Origin of the sequence: Agreia pratensis, from assembly GCF_900177685.1 — a bacterium.
Taxonomy (GTDB): Bacteria; Actinomycetota; Actinomycetes; order Actinomycetales; family Microbacteriaceae; genus Agreia; species Agreia pratensis.
In genome coordinates this window covers 222,572-246,646 of the sequence record NZ_FXAY01000002.1, presented here as the reverse complement: position 1 = coordinate 246,646, position 24,075 = coordinate 222,572, and the positions used below count along the sequence as shown (strand labels likewise).

Annotated in this window: 22 protein-coding genes; 13 read left to right on the top strand and 9 right to left on the bottom strand. The window is 65.9% G+C overall.

The features are described 5' to 3' along the window. Window positions 1–77: 77 nt before the first annotated feature. Together B9Y86_RS06580 and B9Y86_RS06575 are read right to left on the bottom strand one after the other, a co-directional pair. The gene (locus B9Y86_RS06580; protein ID WP_085485273.1) at window positions 78–557 is read right to left on the bottom strand and encodes a MarR family winged helix-turn-helix transcriptional regulator; all 480 of its coding nucleotides are present in this window, start codon (window positions 555–557) and stop codon (window positions 78–80) included. 61 nt (window positions 558–618) lie between these two features. Further along, complete coding sequence (locus tag B9Y86_RS06575; protein ID WP_085484254.1) at window positions 619–1,506, bottom strand: LLM class F420-dependent oxidoreductase; 888 nt, start codon at window positions 1,504–1,506, stop codon at window positions 619–621. Window positions 1,507–1,558: 52 nt separating this feature from the next. Here B9Y86_RS06575 and B9Y86_RS06570 point away from each other — a divergent pair, with 52 nt between their 5' ends. The 3 genes from B9Y86_RS06570 to B9Y86_RS06560 all read left to right on the top strand — a co-directional run bounded on the left by B9Y86_RS06570 (window position 1,559) and on the right by B9Y86_RS06560 (window position 3,723). Further along, window positions 1,559–2,536 (top strand): aldo/keto reductase, encoded by a 978-nt coding sequence (locus tag B9Y86_RS06570; RefSeq protein WP_085484252.1) that lies wholly within the window; start codon window positions 1,559–1,561, stop codon window positions 2,534–2,536. Window positions 2,537–2,632: 96 nt separating this feature from the next. Further along, window positions 2,633–3,076 carry a VOC family protein gene (locus B9Y86_RS06565; RefSeq protein ID WP_085484250.1) on the top strand — a complete coding sequence of 148 codons (444 nt, stop codon included), beginning with the start codon at window positions 2,633–2,635 and terminating at the stop codon, window positions 3,074–3,076. Between the two features lie 5 nt (window positions 3,077–3,081). Further along, window positions 3,082–3,723 (top strand): winged helix-turn-helix transcriptional regulator, encoded by a 642-nt coding sequence (locus B9Y86_RS06560; RefSeq protein ID WP_085484248.1) that lies wholly within the window; start codon window positions 3,082–3,084, stop codon window positions 3,721–3,723. A gap of 107 nt (window positions 3,724–3,830) precedes the next feature. On the opposite strand, the gene B9Y86_RS06555 is transcribed toward B9Y86_RS06560, so the two are convergent. The 4 genes from B9Y86_RS06555 to B9Y86_RS06540 form a co-directional block, all read right to left on the bottom strand. After that, window positions 3,831–4,100: an HPr family phosphocarrier protein gene (locus B9Y86_RS06555; RefSeq protein ID WP_085484246.1), complete on the bottom strand. Its 270-nt coding sequence runs from the start codon at window positions 4,098–4,100 to the stop codon at window positions 3,831–3,833. A gap of 80 nt (window positions 4,101–4,180) precedes the next feature. Continuing rightward, complete coding sequence (locus B9Y86_RS06550) at window positions 4,181–6,238, bottom strand: PTS fructose transporter subunit IIABC (protein ID WP_085484244.1); 2,058 nt, start codon at window positions 6,236–6,238, stop codon at window positions 4,181–4,183. A 16-nt stretch (window positions 6,239–6,254) separates the two neighbouring features. Continuing rightward, entirely contained in the window at window positions 6,255–7,244 is a 990-nt protein-coding gene (locus tag B9Y86_RS06545; RefSeq protein ID WP_085484242.1) for a 1-phosphofructokinase family hexose kinase, read from the bottom strand. Continuing rightward, entirely contained in the window at window positions 7,241–8,038 is a 798-nt protein-coding gene (locus tag B9Y86_RS06540) for a DeoR/GlpR family DNA-binding transcription regulator (protein ID WP_085484240.1), read from the bottom strand. Before B9Y86_RS06540 ends, B9Y86_RS06545 begins: the two co-directional genes overlap by 4 nt. 256 nt (window positions 8,039–8,294) lie before the next feature. Between B9Y86_RS06540 and B9Y86_RS06535 the strand changes: the two genes are divergently transcribed. The 3 genes from B9Y86_RS06535 (at window position 8,295) to B9Y86_RS17500 (ending at window position 12,517) form a co-directional block, all read left to right on the top strand. Further along, the gene (locus B9Y86_RS06535) at window positions 8,295–8,666 is read left to right on the top strand and encodes a TIGR02611 family protein (RefSeq protein WP_085484237.1); all 372 of its coding nucleotides are present in this window, start codon (window positions 8,295–8,297) and stop codon (window positions 8,664–8,666) included. A 42-nt stretch (window positions 8,667–8,708) separates the two neighbouring features. Next, window positions 8,709–11,252 (top strand): phosphoketolase family protein, encoded by a 2,544-nt coding sequence (locus tag B9Y86_RS06530; RefSeq protein WP_085484235.1) that lies wholly within the window; start codon window positions 8,709–8,711, stop codon window positions 11,250–11,252. 62 nt (window positions 11,253–11,314) lie between these two features. Continuing rightward, on the top strand, window positions 11,315–12,517 hold the full coding sequence (locus B9Y86_RS17500; protein ID WP_176223284.1) for an SUR7/PalI family protein: 1,203 nt from the start codon (window positions 11,315–11,317) through the stop codon (window positions 12,515–12,517). A 70-nt stretch (window positions 12,518–12,587) separates the two neighbouring features. Here the strand turns inward: B9Y86_RS17500 and B9Y86_RS06515 are convergent, their stop codons facing one another. Continuing rightward, a complete protein-coding gene (locus B9Y86_RS06515; protein WP_085484231.1) occupies window positions 12,588–14,072 on the bottom strand; it encodes an HNH endonuclease signature motif containing protein in 1,485 nt (494 codons plus the stop codon). Between the two features lie 220 nt (window positions 14,073–14,292). On the opposite strand from B9Y86_RS06515, the gene B9Y86_RS06510 reads away from it, so the two are divergent. Next, on the top strand, window positions 14,293–15,096 hold the full coding sequence (locus B9Y86_RS06510; RefSeq protein WP_085484229.1) for an alpha/beta hydrolase: 804 nt from the start codon (window positions 14,293–14,295) through the stop codon (window positions 15,094–15,096). A gap of 92 nt (window positions 15,097–15,188) precedes the next feature. Here B9Y86_RS06510 and B9Y86_RS06505 read toward each other — a convergent pair whose 3' ends face one another. Next, window positions 15,189–16,814, bottom strand: a complete 1,626-nt coding sequence (locus tag B9Y86_RS06505) for a phosphatase PAP2 family protein (RefSeq protein WP_085484227.1) — start codon at window positions 16,812–16,814, stop codon at window positions 15,189–15,191. A gap of 117 nt (window positions 16,815–16,931) precedes the next feature. Here B9Y86_RS06505 and B9Y86_RS06500 point away from each other — a divergent pair, with 117 nt between their 5' ends. The 3 genes from B9Y86_RS06500 (at window position 16,932) to B9Y86_RS06490 (ending at window position 20,261) form a co-directional block, all read left to right on the top strand. Beyond that, entirely contained in the window at window positions 16,932–17,375 is a 444-nt protein-coding gene (locus B9Y86_RS06500) for a MarR family winged helix-turn-helix transcriptional regulator (RefSeq protein WP_085484225.1), read from the top strand. A gap of 107 nt (window positions 17,376–17,482) precedes the next feature. Further along, entirely contained in the window at window positions 17,483–18,931 is a 1,449-nt protein-coding gene (locus B9Y86_RS06495) for an MATE family efflux transporter (protein WP_176223283.1), read from the top strand. Between the two features lie 79 nt (window positions 18,932–19,010). Continuing rightward, window positions 19,011–20,261: an EAL domain-containing protein gene (locus B9Y86_RS06490; RefSeq protein ID WP_085484221.1), complete on the top strand. Its 1,251-nt coding sequence runs from the start codon at window positions 19,011–19,013 to the stop codon at window positions 20,259–20,261. A gap of 13 nt (window positions 20,262–20,274) precedes the next feature. On the opposite strand, the gene B9Y86_RS06485 is transcribed toward B9Y86_RS06490, so the two are convergent. Beyond that, a complete protein-coding gene (locus B9Y86_RS06485) occupies window positions 20,275–20,823 on the bottom strand; it encodes a hypothetical protein (RefSeq protein WP_139824779.1) in 549 nt (182 codons plus the stop codon). 215 nt (window positions 20,824–21,038) lie between these two features. On the opposite strand from B9Y86_RS06485, the gene B9Y86_RS06480 reads away from it, so the two are divergent. Genes B9Y86_RS06480 through B9Y86_RS06470 form a run of 3 tightly spaced genes read left to right on the top strand, consistent with a single transcriptional unit; the run spans window position 21,039 to window position 24,072 of the window. After that, window positions 21,039–22,085, top strand: coding sequence for a permuted SH3 domain-containing protein (locus tag B9Y86_RS06480; protein WP_176223282.1), 1,047 nt, complete (start codon window positions 21,039–21,041; stop codon window positions 22,083–22,085). After that, the gene (locus B9Y86_RS06475) at window positions 22,082–22,801 is read left to right on the top strand and encodes an ABC transporter ATP-binding protein (RefSeq protein WP_085484217.1); all 720 of its coding nucleotides are present in this window, start codon (window positions 22,082–22,084) and stop codon (window positions 22,799–22,801) included. The genes B9Y86_RS06480 and B9Y86_RS06475 overlap by 4 nt, the downstream gene beginning before the upstream one ends. Beyond that, a complete protein-coding gene (locus B9Y86_RS06470) occupies window positions 22,798–24,072 on the top strand; it encodes an ABC transporter permease (protein WP_139824778.1) in 1,275 nt (424 codons plus the stop codon). Before B9Y86_RS06475 ends, B9Y86_RS06470 begins: the two co-directional genes overlap by 4 nt. The last annotated feature ends 3 nt before the right edge of the window (window positions 24,073–24,075 follow it).

Below are 24,075 nucleotides of genomic sequence, written 5' to 3'. Positions count from 1 at the left end.
TGTCGCCGGAGCGGACAGTTGCGACCGGCACACCGGGCACAGTAGTCCGCACCGGTATCCATTGTCGCCGACCGAGGTCAGCGCTGCACGCGCAACCCGTGCTCGGGGTCGAGTTTCGCCAGAATCTTTCCCATGACGCGGTGCAGGTCTTCTACATCCTGCGCGTCAAGCGGATCGATCACGTAGTCGCGCACGGTGCCGACGTGACCGGGCGCGGTGGCGCCCACCTTCTCCCAGCCCGCATCCGTGAGGCGGGCATTCGTGGCACGACGATCGTCGGTGCTCGGAGATCGCTCAATGAAGCCGCGCTTCTCGAGCCGCGAGACCACGTGCGAGAGGCGGGGAAGGGTGGCGTTCGTGACCAGGGCGAGTTCGGTCATGCGAAGCGTGCGGTCGGGTGCCTCCGACAGCATCGCGAGGGTGAGATAGTCGAAGTGCGTGAGGTCGGCATCGTGTTGCAGCTGAGTGTCGAGCACTCCCGGAAGCCGCTCGACCACGGAGATGAACCTCACCCAGGCGCGCTGCTGCTCATCGTTCAGCCAGACATCGTCACTCATGAGCACCATTCTATCGAATGGTTGATGCTACAACTAAGTGGACGCACAGCAAGCAGTCGCCTCACGAGGAGATCTGCGAGAGCCTGCCGACCACCGTGGTCGTGAGCCGTTCCGTCCACGGCACGGGGTCGACGTATCGGGGCGGCACGACGCCGACGAGGGTGATGCCCACCTCGGAGTAGCGCTCCATGTCGGCGAGGAACGCGTCCGTGTCGCCGGTGGGATCGCCCTGATAGAGCATGGTCTTCTCGATCGCGTCGTAGTCGGTTCCGAGCGCATCGCAGTGCCCGCGCAGCACGTCGAGCTTGTGCTTGACCGTGCCGAGCGCCGCGTCGCCCGGCGCGCCGAAGAGGTTGCACGCCTGGGCGTACTGCGCCACGAACTTGAGCGTCTTGCGCTCGCCGCCCCCGCCGATGAGGATCGGCACCGAGCCGCGCACCGGCTGCGGAAGACTGATCGTCTCGGCGAGCGAATAGTGCTCGCCCTCGAACGGTCCGTTGTTGGGCGACCACATCTGCCGGCAGATCTGCAGGGTCTCCTCCAGGCGCTCGAACCGCTCCTTCGTCGAGGGGAACGGCACTCCGAGAGCAGCGTGTTCCCGCTCGTACCAGGCCGCCCCGATGCCGAGAACGGCCCGACCCTTCGAGAGAACGTCGAGGGTCGTCACGGTCTTGGCGAGCAGGCCCGGATGCCGGTAGGTCACGCCGGTGACCAGCAGGCCCAGCCGCATCCGGTTCGTGATGCCGGCGAGGTAGCCGAGCGAGGTGTAGCCCTCGAGCATCGGCTCGAAGGGGCCGCCGGCGTCGAGCATCTGGAACCAGTGGTCCATGAACGAGAAGAGCGCGACGCCGCCCTCATCGGCGATCCGCGCGGTCTCGGTGAGGCGATCAGTGAGAGTGGTCTCCCACTCCGGGGCGGTGAACGTGAAATAGTGCAAGCCGAGATCCATAGGCTCACACTAATCCCGCAAAAGGCAATCTCCGCCGCAGTACTCTCGAACCATGCGCTACACCCGCCTCGGAAACACCGGTATGCAGATCAGCGAAGTCGTGCTCGGCTGCATGAGCTTCGGCACTCCCGACCAGGGCGGCCACGCCTGGACTCTCGACGAGGAGGCGAGCCGCCCGCTCATCCGCCGCGCTCTCGAGAAGGGCATCACCACCTTCGACACGGCCGATGTCTATTCCGACGGGTCGAGCGAAGAGATCGTGGGTCGCGCCCTGGCCGACTTCGCCCAGCGTGACGACGTGGTGATCGCTACGAAGGTGCACGGCCGCATGGGCAGCACCCCCAACCGTGGAGGTCTGTCACGCCTGCACATCATGTCGGCGATCGACGACAGTCTGCGCCGCCTGGGCGTCGACCACGTCGATCTCTATCAGATCCACCGCTGGGATCCCGAGACACCGATCGAAGAGACCATGACCGCGCTCGACGACATCGTTCGATCGGGCAAAGTGCGCTACATCGGCGCGTCATCGATGTGGGCGTGGCAGTTCGCGAAGGCTCAACGCGTGGCGGAGGTGAACGGCCTGACACCGTTCGTCTCGATGCAAGACCAGTACAACCTTCTTCAGCGTGAGGAAGAACGAGAGATGCACCCGCTCTGCCTCGACGAGAAGGTCGGAGTCCTGCCCTGGTCGCCGCTGGCGCGCGGACGGCTCACCCGCGACTGGGAGGTCGAAACCGACCGCACAGGCAAAGACCTCTTCGGGGCCAAGCTCTACTCCTCTGACGACGCGTCCAATCGCGCGATCGTGGATGCCGTGGCCGGCATCGCGGCCGAGCGCGGCGTCTCGCGCGCTCAGGTCGCCCTCGCCTGGGTTCGTCAGCAGTCCGCGGTGACCGCCCCCATCGTCGGCGCCACGAAAGCGAACCACATCGACGACGCCGTCGCCTCGCTCGACATCGAGTTGAGCGGGTCGGAGCTCGAGCGCCTCACCGCCCCGTACACACCGCGAGACTCCGAGGGCTTCTAGCGAGTCGTACCGACTGGCCGTCGCCCCTTGACGGTTCACTTGCTTTTTGCAAGTATCAGCGCATCACACTCCGTGACCGTTCTGAGGAGCTCCACAATGAAGTCGATGTTCGTCAACCTGCCCGTCACCGATCTCGAGCGCGCCAAGGCGTTCTACGAAGCGCTCGGATTCTCGATCAATCCCAAGTTCACCGATCACAATGCGGCTTGTGTCGTCGTCGAAGACGGCCATAACTACTTCATGATCCTGGTGCGCGAGTTCTTCCAGACGTTCACGAAGCTGCCGATCGGTGACAACGCGGTCAACCCCGCCGTCTCCACCGCGATCTTCCTCGACAGTCGCGACGCAGTCGACGAGGCCGTGACGAATGGAATCGCTGCCGGCGGCACAGAGCCGCAGCCGGCATCCGATTACGGCTTCATGTACCAGCGCCAGATCACCGACCCCGATGGAAACCTCATCGAGTTCGGTTGGATGGACCCCGTCGCCGCGGAGCAGGGGCCAGAAGCCGCCATGAACCCGCAGCCCGAGCAGGCCTGAGGCCGATGGCGGCACGGGACTACGGGCAGTACTCCGGAATCTCGCGCGCGGTCGAGCTCATCGGCGAACGCTGGGCACTGCTCATCGTGCGCGACCTGATCGTAGGGCCTCGGCGCTACGGCGAGCTCGCCACGGGGCTCCCCCGCATCCCGAGCAACATTCTGGCGGCCAGGCTCAAGGAGTTGCAGGCGGTCGGCATTATCCGTCGCGCGCCGCGCTCACGCGTCATCGTCTACGAATTGACACCCTATGGCCGCGAGCTGGAGCCCGTGGTACTTGCTCTGGGCGCCTGGGGGTTCAAGGCGTTGGGCGATGCGCGAAGCGAGCAGGTCATCACTCCCGATTCGCTGACCATCGATCTGCGCACTGCTTTTCAGCCCGCTGTGGCGCTCGAGTTGCCGGCCACATCGTATGCAGCGCGTCTGGGTGACAACGAGCTCATCATCCGTGTAGACGGATCAGCACTCGATATGACCCGCGGTGACGGCCCTGTCGACGTCGCCTTCGCTACCGGCCCGGCCATCCATCGGCTCATTTCGGGCGAGCTGGCCCCGCTGCGCGCCATCGAAAGCGGCGAGGTCGAGGTGCTGCGCGGCCGGGCCGAACTGCTCGGCCGCTTCGCGAGCACCTTCCACCTCGCCGCCTGACAGAGATCTCGATACGGCAGCTTCGCGGCCTACTCGATCAGCGCAGATGCGCTGGTCGAGTAGACGCGCGAGGAACGAGCCGTCGTATCGAGACCACTCGGAGCAAGCTATTCGGCGTCGAGGTCGGTCTCGAGCAGCGTCGCCAGCTCCTCGAGTGCGGCCTCGGCTCCATCGCCCTCTGCCGCGAGGGTGACGATGTCGCCGTTCGCGGCGCCCAGGCTCATGATCGACAGGATGCTCGCAGCATCGAGCGGCGTGCTGCCGCCCTTCGAGATGGTCACTTTCATGGGCTGGCGCTTGACCGCCTCGATGAAGACGGAGGCGGGACGGGCGTGAAGTCCGACGCGGCTGGCGATAGTGGCGTTGCGTTCTGGCATGGGGGTTCTCGTTTCGTTGGAGTGAAGTGAAGTGAAGTGAAGGTGTGTGGTGAGTATCTCAGCGGATGCTCGGGGCCGGCTCAGCGAGCGGCTGCCGGCACAGCCGTCGTGGCAGCCGATCCCGCGACCACTGAATCGGATGCGGCTGCGCCCTCGGCACCCTCGATCGGGCGACGACGCACCCACTTCTTGAGTGCGACGACGAGCAGGCCCGACACGATCGTGCCGGCGAGGATCGCCACGATGAACATGGCGAGGTTGCCGATCGCGAAGAACACGAAGATGCCTCCGTGGGGAGCCTGCGAGGTGACTCCCGTGCCCATGACGATCGCGCCGGTCAGCGCACTGCCCACGATGCCGGCAGGAATGACACGCAGCGGGTCGACGGCGGCGAACGGAATCGCGCCCTCAGAGATGAAGGCGGCACCGAGCAGCCACGCGGCCTTGCCGTTCTCACGCTCAGCCATGCTGAACAGTTTCTTGTCGATCACGGTGGCGAGGGCCAGGGCGAGCGGCGGAACCATTCCCGCGGCCATCACCGCAGCCATGATCTGCCAGGGCGCCTGGTTCGTGATCGAACCGGCCGAGAGACCGGCCACGGCGAAGGCGTACGCAACCTTATTGATGGGGCCACCGAGGTCGGCGGCCATCATCACTCCGAGAATGAGTCCCAAGATGATGGCGCTGGCGCCTGTGAGCGAAGACAGCCAATCGCTGAGGCCAGTCATCAGGAGCGCGATCGGTCCGCCGAGCACGATCACCATCAGCCCCGACGCGAAGATCGAGCCCACCAAAGGAATGATCACGACGGGCATCAGTCCGCGCAGCCAGCGCGGAACCTGAAGTCGTCCGAGCGCCCACGCGATGAATCCGGCGAGCAGACCTCCGACGAGGCCTCCGAGGAATCCGGCGTTCATCAGCAGGGCGACCGCACCGGCAGTGAAGCCCACCGCGATACCCGGCCTGTCGGCGATCGCGTAGGCGATGTAGCCGGCGAGAGCGGGCACGAGGAAGCCCATCGATGCCGCTCCGATGGCGAAAGCGACCGCACCGAGGTACGTTCCGAGTCCGCCATCGGGCAGGTTGAAGAGGCTGTTCTGAAGGATGATGTCCTTCGCGTGGTCACTGATCTGGTAGCCGCCGAGCAGGAAGCCGAGGGCGATCAGCAGACCGCCACCCGCGACGAACGGGATCATGTAGCTGACACCGGTGAGCAGCCAGCGCTTGATCTTCTGGCCGACGTGCTCGTTGGTCGCGGTGCCGGTGGATGCCGCGGCCCCGTCACCCGAAACGCGTCGCGCCTGCGGGTCGTTGGCGGCTGCGAGCGCCTCGGCGATCATCTTGTCGGGCTCGTCGATGCCGCGCTTGACCGGCGACTGGATGACGGGCTTGCCCGCAAATCTGCCCTTGTCGCGAACATCGACGTCGACCGCGAAGACGACGGCCACGGCGCTGGCGATCACGGCAGGGTCGAGAGGCGTCACGCTCGACGAGCCCTGCGTCTCGACGTGCAACTCGGCGCCGGCACGCTTGGCCGCTGCTACGAGCGAGTCGGCGGCCATGTAGGTGTGCGCGATACCGGTCGGGCAGGCAGTGACGGCAACGAGAATCGGCCGGGCCGCGGCGGACGAGCCGTCGGAAGCCGGCGCGGACGCCGCAGAAGTGGGCGTGGCATCCGCTACCGGCTCGTCGGCGAGAGCTCCGTCGACGAGCTCGACGATCGCTTCGGCGCTCGTCGCCTCGCGGAGGGCGGTCACGAACTCCGGCTTGATGAGCGAGCGCGCGAGCTTCGAGAGCAGCACGAGGTGCGCCTGGTCTGCGCCGTCGGGAGCAGCGATGAAGAAGATGATGTCGGCCGGGCCGTCGGATGCGCCGAAGTCGACCGCGGGCGCGGGTCGCGCCATGGCCAGGGTCGGCTCGAGAACCGCCGTGGAACGGCAGTGCGGAATGGCGATTCCGCCCGGGATTCCCGTGTCGGTCTTGCTTTCACGTGCCCAGGCATCCGCGAACAGCGCCTCGGTGTCGCTGGCGCGACCGGATGCGGTGACCAGCTCGGCAAGGCGCCTGATGACGCCCGCGCGTTCGGTGCCGAGATCCTCGTCGAGGATCACCAGCCCGGGGGTGATGAGTGAAGACATCCTTGTTCTCCTTTGTTTAGATCTGCCCCGCGGCGATGCGCGGAATCGTGGTGACGACGATGTCGCCTGGATGTGTCTGTTCGAGTGTCGGCACGGTCGTGCCAGGGAGAGAGGCGGCGGCGGCACCGTGGGCCACCGCTTGGGCGAGACGCCCGGCCGGGGAATCGCCGCGCTGGTCCGCGAGCACATAGCCCGCGAGCGAGCAGTCGCCCGCTCCGACGGTGCTGCGGGCCACGATGCGAGGAGCAGGAGCACGCCAGGCGCCCTCCGCATTTACCAGCACCGCGCCGTGCGAACCGAGAGTGACGAGCACCGCTCCAAGCGAGGGCGACAGAAGAGACTGCGCCAGCGAAACCGCGAGCTCAGGGTCGGCCTCGAGCTGCTCGTGCGTCGCAGATCCGGTGTCGAGACCCTGCGACTCGGCCAGCTGCAGCAGTTCTTCGGCGTTCGGCTTGATGAGGTCGACCCTCTCGCCAGAGGCCACGAGGGCGGCAAGTGGCGCACCCGAGCTGTCGACGGCGATGCGCGGCGCTGTGGGCGAGAGCCGCACCGCACGCACGAGCGCGGCATAGAAGGTGTCGGCCACGCCGGGCGGCACGGAGCCCGCCAATACGAGCCACGACGCAGACGCAGATTGCGTCACGACCACGTCGATGAGTTCGGCGATGACGGCCTCCGAGAGGCGCACGCCCGGGTCGTTGAGCTTCGTCGTCGTTCCGTCGGGCTCGGCCAGGGTGATATTCGACCGGATGGGCGAGTCGATCGCGACCGCGGCTGTCGGAATGCCCGACACCTCGAGCGCCACGACCAGCGGGTCTGTCGACGCGCCGGGCAGGATCGCGAGGGTGTCGCATCCGGCCGCGTGCAGCGCCCGCGAGACGTTCACGCCCTTGCCGCCGGGCTCTTGGCCTGTGACGACGGCGCGCTGCACCTGGCCGCGCTCGAGAGGAGCGGCAAGCTCGACTGTGCGGTCGAACGATGGATTCACGGTGAGAGTCACGATCACGGCACGATCACCTCCACGCCCTCGGCGTCGAGGGCTGCGGAGAGCGTTCCGGCGGGATCGACGTCGGAGACAAGAGTGTCGAGGTCGCGCAGTTCGGCGAAGCGGTAGAGCGCCTCTTCGTCGAGCTTGCTCGAGTCGGCCAGCACCACCGAGCGGCGCGAGCGACGGATCATGGCGGCCTTGACCGCGGCCTCTCGCTCTTCGGGAGTACTGAGGCCGAAACCGGCGCTCACGCCGTTCGTTCCGATGAAGGCGATGTCGGGGCGCAGCCGGTCGAGCTGTTCGATGGTCGACGCTCCGACGGCGGCGCTCGTGATGCCCCTGACGCTGCCGCCGAGAAGGTGCAGCTCGATGGCGGGGTTGAGGTGCAGTAGGGCCGCGATCGGCACGGAGTTGGTGATGATGGTCAGCGGATGCCCGTCTGAGACGCCGCCGACCGGGCTCCAGTCGGCCAACAACTGGGCCAGCGCAGCGGTCGTCGTGCCCGCGTCGATGAGGATCGAGCCGCGGAAGGACTCCCCGATCATGCCGAGGGCGGCGCGGGCGATCAGGAGCTTGGAGTCGCGCGCCTTGTCTGAGCGCACGGCGACGGTCGACTCGGCGAGGCTGATCTTCGATCCGGCCACTGCGCCGCCATGCACGCGCTGCAGCACACCCTGCTGCTCGAGCAGGTCGAGGTCTCGTCGCACGGTCTCGGGGGTGACACCGAATCGCTCGGAGAGCTCGGTCACGGTGACACGGCCCTGGGCGCCGATCTCTTCACCGATCTTCTGGTGACGCTCTATCGCGTACATGTCGTCGTTGACCTCGTCCTTCGATTCGTCTGCGAACCCGCTTGTGCCTGTGTTGTGATGTGACTTTATGTCTGTTTTCCTGTGAAAGCAAGATAAACACAGATTTCAGATGTGATCTCGATACGTCGGCTCGTTCCTCGCGCGACTACTCGATCAGCGCAGAGGGCGCATCCGCGCTGGTCGAGTAGGCCGCCTGCGGCCGTATCGAGACCACATTCCTCAGCCAAAAAGGAGGGTTCTCACTTAACGTGAAGCGATGACCGACACCCTCACCCGAGAGATCGAGATCGGCGAGAGCCCGCAGAATCCACTGCGCCGCGCACTGCGCCGAGCCCGGGCCTGGGTCGAACGGCACCCGCGCATCCGATTCGCCTACCGGTTCGCGGTAGCGGTTCTCGGGGTGACCGTCGCTGTCATCGGCCTGATCCTCGTGCCCCTGCCGGGTCCGGGCTGGCTGATCGTGTTCTTGGGCATCGCCATTCTCGGCACCGAGTTCCCCGCCGCCCACCGCCTGGGTCAGTGGCTCAAGCGCGTGCTCGCGAAGGCTGTCTCGCACTGGAAGACATGGCACGCATCCCGTTCCGCACGGGCGTCAAGCACCTCCCGGATGGACACACCCCGGGCCTAGGATGAGCAGCACTTCGCCAGTGCAGTGCAGAGGAGACGTTCCATGACCGGTTCCGCATCCACACCCTCGCCCACCGTCGGCGGGCTCCAGTCGCCCGTCATCCCGCGCGACGCGCACAACCCCTGGTACCAGCGCCCGGCAGAACCGCTCGAGGGCGACGCTCTTCTGCAGGTAGATGCCTGGTGGCGGGCCGCGAACTACCTCTCAGTCGGCCAGATCTACCTGCTCGACAACCCCCTGCTCGAGCAACCGCTCAGTCGAGACGACGTGAAGCCGCGCCTGCTCGGGCATTGGGGAACCACGCCAGGCCTCAACTTCGTCTACGCGCATCTGAACCGCATGATCCGGCAGCGATCGCTGCCCACGCTCTACATCGCGGGACCAGGCCACGGCGGCCCGGGCATGGTGGCCAACGCATGGCTCGACGGCACCTACTCCGAGATCTACTCGAAGATCGATCAGTCGACCGACGGCATGCGCGCCCTGTTCCGTCAGTTCAGCTTTCCGGGCGGCATCCCGAGCCACGCCGCGCCCGAGACGCCCGGCTCGATCAACGAGGGCGGCGAGCTGGGGTACTCGCTCTCGCATGCCTACGGGGCCGCCTTCGACAATCCGAACCTGCTGGTCGCCGCGGTCATCGGCGACGGCGAGGCCGAGACCGGCCCGCTCGCCACGGCCTGGCACTCGAACAAGTTCATCGATCCGATGCAAGACGGCGTCGTACTGCCGATCCTGCACCTCAACGGCTACAAGATCGCCAATCCCAGCGTTCTCGCGCGTATCCCCGAAGACGACCTGCTCGCGCTGATGCGCGGCTACGGACACAACCCGCATATCGTGTCGGGCGGCTTCGACGGCGAAGATCCGCTGCTCGTGCACGCCCGCATGGCCGAGACGCTCGACACCGTGCTCAACGAGATCGCTGCGATCAAGCAGGATGCCGCCGACGGCACTCTCGAGGGAACTCCGCGCTGGCCCATGATCATTCTGCGCACACCCAAGGGCTGGACCTGCCCCGTCGAGATCGACGGCCTGCCGGTCGAGAACACGTGGCGGGCCCACCAGGTTCCGCTGGCCAGCGCCCGCGATACCGAGGCGCACACCCGGCTGCTCGAGTCGTGGATGAAGAAGTACAAGCCCGAGGAACTCTTCGACTCTGCCGGTAGACCCACACCGTTCGTCACCGGTCTCGCACCGGAGGGCTACCTGCGCATGAGCGCCACGCCGTATTCGAACGGCGGGCTGTTGCGACGCGAGCTCCGGATGCCGGACTTCCGCGAATACGGCGTCGACGTCACGGCCCCCGGCCACGAGACGGCCGAGGCGACCAAGGTTCTGGGCGGGTGGCTCGCCGACGTCATTCGTCTCAACCCCGACAACTTCCGCATCTTCGGGCCCGATGAGACGGCATCCAATCGCCTGCAGGAGGTCTACACGGCCACCGACAAGCAGTGGAACGCCGAGATCCTGCCGGTCGACCTGAACCTGGCCCGTGCCGGACGGGTCATGGAGATGCTCTCGGAGCACCAGTGCCAGGGCTGGCTCGAGGGGTATCTGCTCACCGGCCGGCACGGACTATTCAACTGCTACGAGGCATTCATCCACATCGTCGACTCGATGTTCAACCAGCACGCGAAATGGCTGCAGGTCGCCCGGTCGATTCCGTGGCGACGCTCCGTGTCGAGCCTCAACTACCTGCTCTCGAGCCACGTCTGGAGGCAGGACCACAACGGGTTCAGCCACCAGGACCCGGGATTCATCGACCACGTCGTGAACAAGAAGGCCGACGTCGTGCGGGTCTATCTGCCCGTCGACGCGAACACGCTTCTGTCGACCTATGACCACTGCCTGCGCAGCGTCGACTACATCAACGTGGTCGTCGCCGGAAAGCAGCCGGGCCCGCAGTGGCTCAGCATGCCCGAGGCCGTGGCACACTGCACCCGCGGACTCGGTATCTGGGACTGGGCCGGCACCGAACGGCCGAGCGACGAACCCGACATCGTGCTCGCGTGCGCCGGCGATATTCCGACCATCGAGACGCTCGCGGCCGCATCCCTGCTGCGCAAGCATCTGCCCGAACTGCGGGTGCGAGTCGTCAACGTGATCGACCTGATGCGTCTACAAGACGAGACCGAGCATCCGCACGGCCTGTCTAACCGCGACTTCGACACCATCTTCACGACCGACAAGCCCATCGTGTTCGCGTATCACGGCTACCCGTGGCTCATCCATCGTCTGACCTATCGTCGGGCGGCGAACGCCAACCTGCACGTGCGCGGCTTCATCGAGAACGGCACGACGACCACGCCGTTCGACATGCTCATGCTCAACAACCTCGACCGGTACCACCTGGTAATCGACGCGATCGACCGTGTTCCCGGACTGGGTTCGAAGGCCGCCGCGCTGCGACAGGAGATGCAGGATGCGCGCATGCGCGCCCGGCAATACACGCGCGAGCACGGCGAGGACATTCCCGAGGTCGCCCAGTGGCTGTGGTCGGGCGAAGACGGGGTCGGCTTCGACCGGCAGAACTATTCTGCGCGCGACGAGGTGGGGGCAGATCAGACCGGCGGTGACAACACCTAGGGGCGGGCGGTCGCTTCTCCTGAGGGTGTTGCGGACATGGCCTCCTCTGCCACACTCGGAACATGCCAGCCACACAGCCTCCTGCATTTCCGGGAAGTCCCGAAGAGCCCAAGACGTCAGCTTCTTCCAACGCACCTGAGACTCCCGACGCACCGAGCGCTCCTCCGGCACCGAGCACCCCACAGTTCCCGACCGTTCCGCAGTTCTCATCGGCGCCGCCCGCGCCCAGCGCTCCGCCAGCGCCGGTTGTTCCTGCCGCGCCGCAGTTCTCCGCTGCACCTCCCGCGCCGAGTGCACCTTCGGCCCCGCCCACGCCCCCTGCCCCGCCCGCACCTCCGGTCAGCGACTACGGAACGCCTCCCCCGCAACCACCCCAGCCCTACCGCTCAGCTGCGCAGAATGGATCGGGGCAGTATGCATCTACCCAGTACCCGGCCGCCCCCTACGCACCGGGAACCATCAGCCCGAAGACCGGGCCGAGTGGCCTCGCTCTCACGTCGTTGATCCTCGGAGGCCTGGCTCTTCTCGGATCGTTCATCCCCGTCATCAACTACATCACCGGCTTCTTCGCGTTCGTCGCTCTGGTGCTGGGCGTGATCGCGATCTTTCTCAAGGGGCGCAAGAAGACGCTTGCGATCGTCGCAAGCAGCGTGTCACTTCTGGCGCTCATCCTCTCGATCGTTCTGTCGATCACGTACACGGGTCTCTTCGTCGACAGTGTGAACGACACCCTCGAGACCACCTACCCGTCGGTGACCTCCGAGCCCGTCGTGCCGGGCGACGACACCACGACCGGCGAGCAAGGAGCCCCGGCACCAGGAGACGCCGGGTCGATCGAGAACCCCGCCCCGCTCGGATCAAGCGTGGATCTCTCGCAGTTGGGTGAGCCGGCCTGGACGGTGACGGTCAATGCGCCCACTCTCAACGCCGATGCAGCAGTGGCGGCCGAGAACTCGTTCAACGAAAAGCCTCCGGCCGGAACGTCGTATGCGCTGGTGCCCATCACCGCCACCTATACCGGAACCGACAACAACGGATACCCGACCCTGGTGCTGGTGAGCTTCGAGGCTGCCGACGGCAAGACCTACAACCAATACGACACCGTCGCGATCGCGCCGGGCGGATTGGACTCCATCGCGGCGCTTTCTCCGGGCGAATCCGCCACGGGCAACGTCGCCATCGCCGTGCCGACAAGCGGTATCGACCAGGGACACTGGGTCGTGTCGAGTCTCGACGGCACGAAGTTCTACTTCGCAGCCAAGTAGTCGAGGCAGAGACACTGCGGGGGCCGGCCGGCCAGTTCATCACGGCCACCCCGTTCGCCACGGCCGCCGTTCACCAGGGTCGACGCGCACGTTGATGTCCGGCTGGTCTTGGTGTGCGGCCCGGATCTCGCCAGCCGGGCGGCTTCACGTGGGGTTTGCCGTTGATCATGACAAGCGTCCATGCCGATGTGTGGATCGTGGCGTGGTGGAACGGGCAGAGCAGTGCCAGGTTGTCGAGATCGGTCTTGCCCGGCAGGTATCTCGGGCTGACCCATGGGATGACATGGTGCGCCTGACATCGTGATGGTGGCACCGTGCATCCCGGCATCACACATCCGCCGTCGCGGGCAGCGAGTGCCCTGCGTTGTCGCCGAGTCGCCAATCGTTGAGTCTTGCCGTGGTTCAGCACTTCGCCGTGCTGGCCGAACAGGGTGGGAACGGTATCGCCATCGCATTGGAGTTGCACAACGGTGCTGATCGGTATGGGTTCGGTGCTGCCGTCGATCCAACCGACGCCGCGGCCCGAGGCGAGGTCGTCGAGAGTGACATGCACGTTCACAGTCGGTGCTGCACCATTCAGCCGGGATACGGCAGAAGACGCTGCGGCCATTTCGATCAAGCTCATGACGGCGTCGAGGATCTTCTGCTCGAAGGTGCGTGTATCAACGACGGCTTCGACGTCTGTCGAAGAGGAAGCGCCGCCGTCTTCTTCAGCCTCTTCCGCCGGGCGCGAGGCGGTGCCTGACTCGCTGTGATCAGGGGTGCGCGGGCTGAGAACCGAGTCGATCGCTGTCAGGAACACGCCCAGCTGCAGGGGTGGGAGGGCGTAGCGGCCGCGGGCCATGCCATCGGCTCCGACCTTCGGGTAGCTGAACCCGCGAAGGGACTGCTTGATCTGGTCGCGGGGTTCGGCACCATCGGGATCGACGTGCTCTCTGATGCGGATAGCCAGCCGGGCGATCTCCTCGACCGTGTAGAGCCGAGGCGCTCTCTCGAATGCGTCGCCGCCGACCGCGTGCGAGATGCTGCCGACGGTGGCCGCGGCGGCCTCGACCAGGTGCCGTTCTGCCTGCTCGGTAGTGTCCGACCATCCGGTGCGGTCCACCATCTCGGACAACGTGCGGCAGATCACCGACGCCGCATCGACTCCGACCCGGCCGGCGAAGAACGCCGACTCGACCACGGGGAAGAAACTCGGATTCGGAGCGCCCGACAACGACACAGACGAACGCAATTGTTGACCCAGAACGATTCGAGTCGCAGCCGTGCGCTCAGACACGTTCGTCGACGCCGCGAGGAGTTTCTTCGCCGACGAGAACCCGTGTTGATATGCCAGGCCCGTGGTGTCGAGTTCACGGCGCGACTCGTACGCGATCTCTGCCGCGACCCAGGTGCGGGCAGCATCTCCGGCGCGGCCGATGGCCTCCCAATCGTGAGCCGACTCCAATAGGGCATCGCCCGATATCGCACCGATAGCCGTTGCTGCCCGGTCGATTTCAAGGAGCTCGAGCAGCCGCGCGGCGATATCGCCGAGGGATGCGTCGAGGAGGTCCATACGAGAATTCAAACAGTAGCCACTGACATTGCATTCTCACACTCAATCGACATTTGATCAGGTTTTTATGCTGTGGATAACCGCATGTTGTCGGTTGCTGTGCAGGAGGACTGAAGACGCCCCAAGCGGGCGATTGCACGAGACCCGCGACAACGCCATAGCCGCAGTCCTATGGTGGTGACCACAGTGTTCTTTCCGTTCGATCGAAAGGAAGTCGCTCATGTCTTCACCCCAGCCCGTCGTCTTCATCCATGGCCTGTGGGTGCACGCATCCAGCTGGCAGCCGTGGATCGATCGGTTCGAGAAGGAGGGCTACACCGCCGCGGCCCCGCTCTGGCCGGGTGAGCACGACACCGTCGAAGCATCTCGAGCGCACGCAGACGATGCAGCAGACAAGACCATCGACGACGTCGTCGAGCATTTTCAGACCATCGCCGACTCGTTCGAGGTGCAGCCCATCCTCATCGGCCACTCGTTCGGCGGCCTCGTCGTGGAGAAGCTGTTGGGCCAGGGCTACGGCGCCGCCGGCGTGGCCATCGACCCGGCACAGATCAAGGGCGTGCTCCCGCTTCCGCTGAATCAACTGCGCTCGTCATTCCCGGTGCTCGGCAATCCCGGCAATCTTCATAAAGCGGTATCGCTCACTGAGGAGCAGTGGCGCTTCGGGTTCGGCAACGCCCTGAGCGCAGAGGAGTCGTCTGCGCTGTGGAACGCGTGGAACATCCCCTCACCCGCAAGGCCTCTCTTCCAGGCGGCCGTAGCGAACTTCGCCCTGCACTCAGAGGCCGAGGTGGCGACGGGCAACGACGATCGCGCTCCCCTGTTGCTGATCGCCGGCGGCCAGGACCATACCGTTCCCGAGACCGTCGTCGACGCGACACTCAGGCAGTATCGAGACTCGAATGCGGTGACCGAGCTCATCACCTTCACCGACCGCGGTCACTCACTCACGATCGACCACGGCTGGAACCAGCTCGCCACCGAGATCCTGGTATGGCTCCGCCAGCAATCGCTCGGGCAGTAGACGCTCCGCACGCACGAACGCGGGCGTTCGCGCCCAACGCGGCGGTCACACCACCGCGCTGGGAGCGAACGCCCGCGCTCACTCCTGCGATGTCAGCGAGTGCGCCTGCGTCGCACGCTCAGCGCGGCGACGATGCCCAGCCCGAGCAGCGTGGCCGCAACGGAACCGGCCAGAATCGGCTCGGCATCCAGGCCGGTCGCCGCGAGCGACGACGAGGTCGACGACCCGGATGCGTCGGTCGCCGACCCGGGGTCGGACACGTTCGACGCCGCGACAGGCAGAACAGCAGCCTTCCCACCGACGGAGGCAACCGTCACGGATCCGTCGGCGTTCAGCTGCACCGTGGCGCTCGTCGCAGCGGCGAGGTTCAGCCGCTGCCACGATCCGGCGGCAGAACCACTGAGATCGAGCGGGTCGCCAGACGCGATCTGGGTCTGCGCGAGAACAGACGCACGCTGGGCGTCGCTCAGACTCGGGAACGTGCTCAGCAGGAGGTTCTCCGCGCCGGCGGGCACCGAGGGCGCCTGGTTCGCTGCACCGGTCTTCGCGAAGCCATAGTCGAGCCGCTCGCCGTATACCGCGACCGCGCTGGCACGGTCGGTCACGATCTGCGACGTGCCGCCCGGGATGGCCTGGCCACCGTAGGGGTTCGACTGGTAGGCGGCGCCGCGAGCCAGGCAGGCGTCGAGGGTTCCGCCGCACTGCTGCTGCAGGTAGTCGGTCAGTTCTTTCTGGGCGGGCTCGAGCACCTCGGTGCGGTACTTCGTGTCAGACCAGCGGGCCGCGAGCGCGGCTTCACCGCTGATGCGCCCGCCCATGATGTCGAGCGGGTAGTGCACACCGAGAACGATGCGGTCGTTACCGGCTTCGGATGCGCGGGTCAGGATCTCAGGGGCAAGGCTCGGCAGCAGCGTGGCCAGAGTGATGCCTGCCTGATAAGCGGTCGTCGTGTGACCGCTGGGGAAAGCGCCGCCGGTGCAGATTCCGGTGCCGCTGTACGAGGCGTTGAGGCTCACGTCATTGGTCGAGAACTGGTGCGTCGTGTCGACGACCGCGGGCACGCGCGTGATCAGCAGGTTTCCCTGCGATGAGGCATAGGGAGTGCCGACGCGGTTCGCGGTGAGCGATGATGCGTTCACGATGGTCGGCGCGCATCCGGCATCGTCACCGGCTACAGCGGGGGTCGTCGGGTCGGTCGGCAGATACGGGCGGGGATAGCTGAAAGCAGCCTTCGAGGCGCCCGTGCTCACATAGGCGCCGCTGGTGCCGTTCGAGCTGTTGATCAGGGCGCTCGTCAGAGGCAGTGATCCGTTCTGCCGCCCCGTCACGTAGATCGGAGCGAGCACAGATCCGAGCGCCGTCGCGATGGTGATCGACTGGTCGTAGCTCGTGTTGCCCGTCGTCTGATACTCGGAGTCCTGCAGCGCGAGGAACTGCTGCGCCGGCGTCGCGTGGCCGTTGATCCAGACAGCGAGCTCATCGTTGCGGGCGAGCGTGGGGCCGTCGACGACTGTTCCGCGCAGATCGTTCACCCCGTCGGACTTCCACAGCGAGGTGTAGCCGCTCAGCAGTGACGGCAGATCAGGCTTGGCCGTGTCGCTGGGATAGGGGGCGGCGGCCGTGGCGGCGAGAGGTGCACTCAGGGCGAGGAGTGCGACGGTGACGAGGGGAAGCGTCACGGCACCGGAGAGGCGAAGGAATCGGGTTCGTTGGTTCACGGAGCAACGCTAGATCGATCCGGATCGAGCGTGGGTGAACGTTGCGTGAACGGGCGTGAGTAGAAGATGCGGTCATCAAACTTGACAGTTAGATCTCTAACCATTAGCTTTCTAACTATGGCCGGACCCGAGATTCCCATCATCAGAACCGTCGATCTGTTCCGCTGGATCGGCTGGGCTCAGATGAAGGCGGGCGAGGACTGGATTCGTGAGCGCGAGCTCAGCCGGGCGCAGTCATTCGTGCTCGGCTACCTGGTGCAGAATCCCGGCGCCATTCAGAGAGACATCGCCGAGGTCAGCCGAACCACGGCCGCGAGCGTCTCGAGCCTTCTGCAGGGGCTCGAAGATCGCGGCCTGGTGGAACGCCGCGCTGATGACGCCAACGCGCGCACCAAACGCGTATACGCCACTGAATCCGGGGCAGAACTCATCGCCGGGTTCGACGAGGCGATGGCCGGCACCGAGGACACGATCCTCGCGCCGCTGACAGCTGCCGAGCGGTCCACGCTTCACGCTCTGCTCACCAAGATCACCGCCGAGCTGCCCCAACCCAGCCGCTGATCACTCGCGCCCTCCGGTAACACCCGGCCCGCGCATCCAGCACCACCCATCACGCCGTGCCGGCGCTCGCCGGCGCGCCCTCGAACGCGCCCAAAATGGAGCACCTCATGACCTCACCAACCACGCAGTCGATGACGAACACGTCCGCACCAAAGCACAGCAGCCTCTGGTACCTCTCCACGGCGCCGATCGTGCGCGCCCTCATTCATCTCTGCGTACCTATGGCCATGGCGTTGATGATCACCGCCGTCTACAACCTGATCAACGCCGGCGTCGTCGGCTCGCTGCACGACACCGCGCTGCTCGCCGCCATCACCTTCGGCTCTCCTCTTCTCGTTCTGGTCATGGCCATCGGGAGCGTGTTCGGAACCGGGGGCGGCGCATTCATCTCGCGCCTCCTCGGAGCGGCGCAGAAGCAGCCCGCTCAAGCCTCGGAGATCAAGCACGTCGCATCGTTCTCCGTCTGGGGAGCCGTGATCTCCGGAGCGTTCGTCGGCGGACTGGGCCTGATCTTCCTGCGACCGCTCGTGTCTCTGCTCGGCGCCGACTCCGACGCCGCACCGGCGACGACAGCCTTCGTGGGAGTCATGCTCGCATTCGTTCCCATCTTGGCCGCCGCCTTCTGTCTCGAACAGCTCGTTCGCGCCGAGGGTGCTGCCCGACAGGTGATGATCGGACTCATCGGGTCGACCGTCGCCAGCCTCGTATTCGACCTCGTTTTCATCGTCGGATTGCGTTGGGGAGTCGCGGGGGCCGCTCTCTCGATGGGACTCGCGAACCTCGGCGTCGTCGTCTATTTCGTCACCTGGCTCACGAGGAACAGCGAGCACATGAGCGTCGCTCCGAGATGGTTCACTCTGCGGCCGGCTGTGCTCAAGCCCGTTCTCGGAGTCGGAGCGAGCACGCTTCTCCAGTCCATCTTCCTGATCGTCACTGCTCTGGTGCTGAACAATCTCGCGGCGGCCTACGGCGACGGGCCCCTCGCAGCGATGGGCGTCGCGGTGCGGATCGCTCAGGTGCCCGAGTTCCTGCTGATGGGAGTCTCTCTCGGCATCCTGCCGCTCCTGGCCTATTCGTTCGGACGGGGCGACCGCGACCGACTCTTCTCCGCACTGCGAGCGTCTGTCGTCACCGTCGGTGGCATCGGGCTGCTCTTCTCTGTGGTGGTGTTCGTCTTCCGCGACCAGGTGTTCGCAGGTTTCGTTCACGACGAGACCGTGCTCTCTATCGGGGTGACCGTCCTCACCGCACAACTCGTCGCCATGATCGCCAACGGGTTCACGGGCCTTATCACCTCCCTTTTTCAAGCGACAGGCCAGGCTCTCGCGGCGACCGTGATGTCGGTGACCCAGGGCATCCTCTTCGTGCCCATCGTTCTGCTCGGCAACCTGTGGTTCGGGCTCGGCGGCATCATCTGGTCGCTGACGGCCACCGAGACGCTTGTGCTCGTCGCCGGACTCGTCATGTGGCTGGCCTCGCGCCGCGCCATCGATCGGGGACTCGCGGAGGGCGACCCGGAAGCGCCCGAAGAACCGCTCGCGACGTTCGAGGGCTGAACACCGCGACGCCATTGCCCCGAATAGGGGGCACCGTTCCACCCCATTGAGAGCGCTATCGGTGTCATGATTAATTTCCGTGAACGCCTTTCCGAGATCCGACACCGCAGCACCCTCTGCAGCGAGTGCGGAGCTCGATCGCATCCTCGAAGGCGGCCTCGTTCACACCAGCTTTCAGCCCATTTTCGATCTCGACTCCATGTCGGTCGTCGCCTACGGCACGAGCACTCGCGGGCCTCAGGGGTCTCTCCTCGAATCGCCCGACGCACTGTCCACGGCGGCCGCCGAAGCCGACAGGGTGATCGAGTTCGACACGGTCAGTCGTACCGAGGCGATCCTCACATCGGAGCGTTCGGGCCTCTCAGCTCCTCGAAGCCTGTTCTTCAGCGCGGCTCCCTCGACCGTCACACGGCTCGCAGATGACGAGACGGCGCTGGCGCATCCCATGGTTCTCGAGATCGCGGGCCACACGCTCGTCGACGCCGATCTCGTCCCCCTCCTTCAGGCGATCGTGCGCATCCGCGATCAGGGATGGGCGATCGCCATGACAGAAGTAGGCGTCGACCCGCACACCCTCGCCCTGCTGCCCGCCGTGGCGCCGGATGTGATCTGCCTCGACCTGCAGATCATCAGCGATCTGCCCGACCAGCGACTCGCATCCGTTCTGAGTGGCGTCTCGGCCTACGCCGAGGCGACCGGATGCCTGGTGCTGGCTCACGGAGTCGAGACCGAACAGCAGGTTCTCACGGCCAGAGCGCTCGGGGCAACGCTCGCGCAGGGACCGCTGTACGGCTGCCCCGACAAACTGCCCGATACTCTGCCGTATCTATCGGGCGTGCGGCCAGCCCCATCGGGACGACTCGCCGGGCTTCGTCAGGACACTCCGTTCTCTGTAGCCGCCGAGCGGCGCGAAGCGCACGTTTCGAATCGCGGCCTGCTCCTGCAGATCAGTCTCTTCTTAGAGGCCCGCGCCGCGGCCGAAGACGATGCTGCCCTCGTGTTCGGCACCTTTCAGCACCGTGACAATTTCGACGATTGGGCGGTGGAACGATACTTTCCTCTCGGGCTCACGGCTGCGTTTGTCGGCGTCTTCGGCCACCGATTCAGCGAGCTCGGCCTCACCGGCTCCGTGTGCGGCGTCGACCTCGACGAGGCCGACCCCCTCGTCGCCGAGTGGAATGTCGTGGTGATCTCACCGAACTTCGCGGCCACACTGACGGCTCGCCAGTTAGGCGAACCCTCGCCGACGAATGACACCTACGAATTCATCCTCACTCACGATCGTCGACTCACGATCGAAGCGGCGCGCACCCTCGTGGCACGGCTGTAAGGGCGAGAACCGATCAGACCTCTGTGCTGCTCATCAGTCGGGGAAGGTCGGCGAGAACGGTTCGCGCGTTCTCTTCTGCCGTGAGGTCTCGCGCCACCGCGAAGAGCCGGATCGCATCTTCTATTCGGGAACGCGCCTCGAGACGCCGACCGTCTTTGATGGCGTGACCGGCGAGCAGGAGCGCGGCGCGGCCGCCGTAGCGCGCGTCATCGGTGGCGTCGGCCAGCTGACGAAGCAGGTGCGACAGCTCGGCACTGGCCGTTCGGTCCGCGCGATCGACTTCTGCCGTGGCCCGCATGTAGATCGCGAACATCAGTGCATCGAGGAACACCTCGAGAGGTGAATCGACAGGCCCGAGCACGGGCAGGCTGCGGCCCTTCGCTGTATCGAGTTGCAGATGCCACTCGCCGTCGACGACCTGCAGCACGGCGGAATGCGCGGAATCGGCGCCGAGATCGAACCTGCCCGCATGCCGTCGAGACGGCGGCTGCCATCCGACCGTCTGCGCGTGCTGCGCCATCCAGTCTTCGACGGCACGCACGCCGTGAACTGCCGGTTTCATCGATCATGCTCCTTCCGCGACCGAATCTAATCTCGCATGTGATGTCGACACAGAGGAGCGCAGCTTGGGACTCGATGTCTCATGATGGTCGACAGTACGCCACACAGAAGCAACACGCCGCGTGAGAGCCTGATGCGAACAGATGTACCCTCGGCGTCACAGTGCGACATTCTTCTTTCTGCAATAGTCGGTGGGTACCGAACGAAGGAGTGGGCGTGGGCGTGGTTCGAAAATGGGTCTTTCCCGTGCTGCGGATTCTGCTCATCGCGGCGATCGCCGTGGCGCTGGGCAAACTCGCCTTCTTTCCCGACAAGACCGAAGAGGTATCCGCGGTTCCCACCGGAGAGGTCGTCGAACCTGTTATCCCGGTCGCCCTGGGCACGATCGTGAACGACGTCGTCGTTCAGGCGAACGTCACCGCTGATCCGGCCTCACCACTCAAGTCGACCGCCGCCGGAACGGTCGACGAGATCTTCTTCCCGCAGGGTTCCGTGGTCGCCGCCGGCGACACCGTCTTCGACGTCAAGGTCGAGATCGTGCGCACCCCCGAAGACAGCATCGACTCGGAAGGCAAGACCAAGCCCAAGATTTACCGCTACGAGCAGGTGCTCGCCCCCGCGGCCGGTGTGCTCAGTTCGCTCGGCGTGATCTCGGGGCAAGACGTGACCATCGGCATGGTGGCCGGGCAGATCGCGCCGCCCACCTTCTCGGTTTCGGGATCGCTGAAGCCCGAGCAGCGCTATCGGCTGGTCGATCAGCCGACGGAGGCCTCGATCGCCATCACCGGCGGGCCCGCCGCGTTCACCTGCACCGGACTCCGCATCACGACTCCGCTGGCCGGCAGTGAAGGCGGCAATGCGGGCGGCGACGAGACCGCTGGAGGAACGGGCGGAGCCGGAACCGGAGGAACGAGCGGCGGCTCCACCACCACAGTCAGCTGCCCGATCCCCGGCGAGGTCACCGTCTTCTCCGGCCTCGCCGCAGAGATGACGATCTCTGGCGGCAAGGCGGAGAATGTGCTCGTCGTGCCCACCACCGCCGTGCGGGGAGCCGCCCTGAGCGGCACCGTCTGGGTTTCTCTGGCCGACGGCAGCACCGAAGAGCGGGCCGTGGGACTCGGGTTGAACGACGGAAGCCAGGTCGAGATCACCGGTGGGCTGGCCGAAGGCGATCAGATTCTGCAATTCGCGCCCGGCGCACTGGCCGACCCCTCGGGCTGCCCGCCCGGAGCGGTCGACTGTGGCGGGGTCATCACCAGGTGAGCCTGCTCGAACTGCGCGACGTCACGCGCACCGTGATTCCGCCTGACCAGCCGGCTCTGACCATCTTGAACGGCGTCGACCTCACGGTCGAGCCGGGTGACCGCATCTCTATCGTGGGTCGCTCGGGCTCGGGCAAATCGACTCTGCTCAATCTGCTCGGCCTTCTCGACATGCCCACGAGCGGACTGCTGACGTTCGATGATCGTCCGGTCAAGTCGTATTCCGGTGCCGCCCGCGATCGGGTGCGCGGCGCGCAGATCGGCTTCGTCTTTCAGCAGTTCAACCTGCTTCCGGGTCGCACGGCCCTGGAGAACGTCGCCATGCCGCTGCTCTATGCCGAGGGCCGATCGTTCTGGCGCCGCAAGCAGCTTGCCGCCGAGATGCTCCAGGAGGTCGGTCTCGGCGACCGCATGGAGAGCATGCCCGACAGGCTCTCGGGCGGAGAGCAGCAGCGCGTCGCCATCGCCCGCTCGCTGGTGCGCGGACCGCGGCTGATTCTTGCCGACGAGCCCACGGGTGCACTCGACCTCGATACCGGCAGCTCGGTGATGCAGCTGATCGACGAGGTCGCGACGCGAACCGGTGCGGCTCTCGTGACAATCACCCACGACCCCGCCATCGCCGCTCGGGCGCGTGACCACTTCCGACTCGACCGCGGCGTCTTGACGCGAGCCGACAGTGACGAGCTGGCTGCGGCATCCGAGGCCATCTCGTGAAGCGCGCATTCACGAGCCTCGTCGGAGCGGTCATCGAGGCCTGGCAGGAACTGCGGGTGCATCGCACTCGAGTGCTGCTCTCGCTGATCGGCGTCGCCGTCGCCGTCTGCTCGCTCACGACGGTCGTGGCGCTCGGAGGCATCGTGCAGCAGGCGAACCAAGAACTCAGCGAGCGGCAGAGCGGGCGGCCCGCGAGCCTCTTCGTCTCGGCCTACAGCAACCAGGGCACCGCGATCGATTCGGCGACGATGGATGCGACGTGGGCCGAGACGCTCGCCCGTTACGACATCACCTATGGCAGCCGGGTGATGCAGACGACTCAAGCCGTGCCGTTCACCACCGGAGTCGTCGACGTGCAGACGCAGGCCGTCGACCAGCCCTACGGCGAGATGCACCGGGTGCGCCTCACCGAGGGCGAGTGGTTCACCGCCGACGATGCCGCAGGCCTCGCGCCCGCGCTCGTGGTCAATCAGATCTTCTGGGAGCGACTCGGCAGCCCCGAGTTGCGAACGCATCCGACCGTCGAGCTCGGCGCTCAGGGCGGCAAACCCGGCACGACCGCGGTGATCGTGGGCGTCTACCCCGTGGCGAGCTACGAGACCGATCCCGCCATGTTCATGCTCGCCGACCAGCTCTCTGCGATGACGGCCGCAAGGCCCTCGGCCGCCGTGCAGGATCCGTATGGCGGAGGTGGCGGCTCCACACAATATGAGATGTGGGTGCCTCCCGCCATCTCAGAGCAGCTCATGGAGGTCGTGAAGCGCGACTTCACGTCGGCGCTTGCGACGCCCGGAGGCGGAACCGGTGACGTTCAGGTCGACGTCTATCGCCAGGATTACGCCCAGTACGGCGACGACCCCTTTCTCGTGACGAAACTCGTCGTCGGTGGAATCGCCGTGCTCGTGCTGCTGCTCGGCGCTCTCGGACTCGTGAACATCGCCCTCGTGACCGTGAAGCAGCGCGTGCGCGAGATCGGAATCCGCCGCAGCTTCGGCGCCACGGCCGGGCGGGTGTTCTTCTCGGTGATGATGGAGAGCGTGGTGGCGACCATCGCAGCCGGCGCCGCCGGAGTGATCGCGTCCGTTCTTCTCGTGCAGAACCCATGGACCATGGATCTCATCGGCCAGGGTCTGGTCAGCGACTTCCCGCCGTTCCCCGCAGAGGCGGCAGTCCTCGGCCTCGTTGCGGCGACCGCTGTCGGAGCTCTGGCCGGCCTGCTGCCCGCGCTCGTGGCCGTGCGCGTGAAGGTGATCGACGCCATCCGGTACTGATCG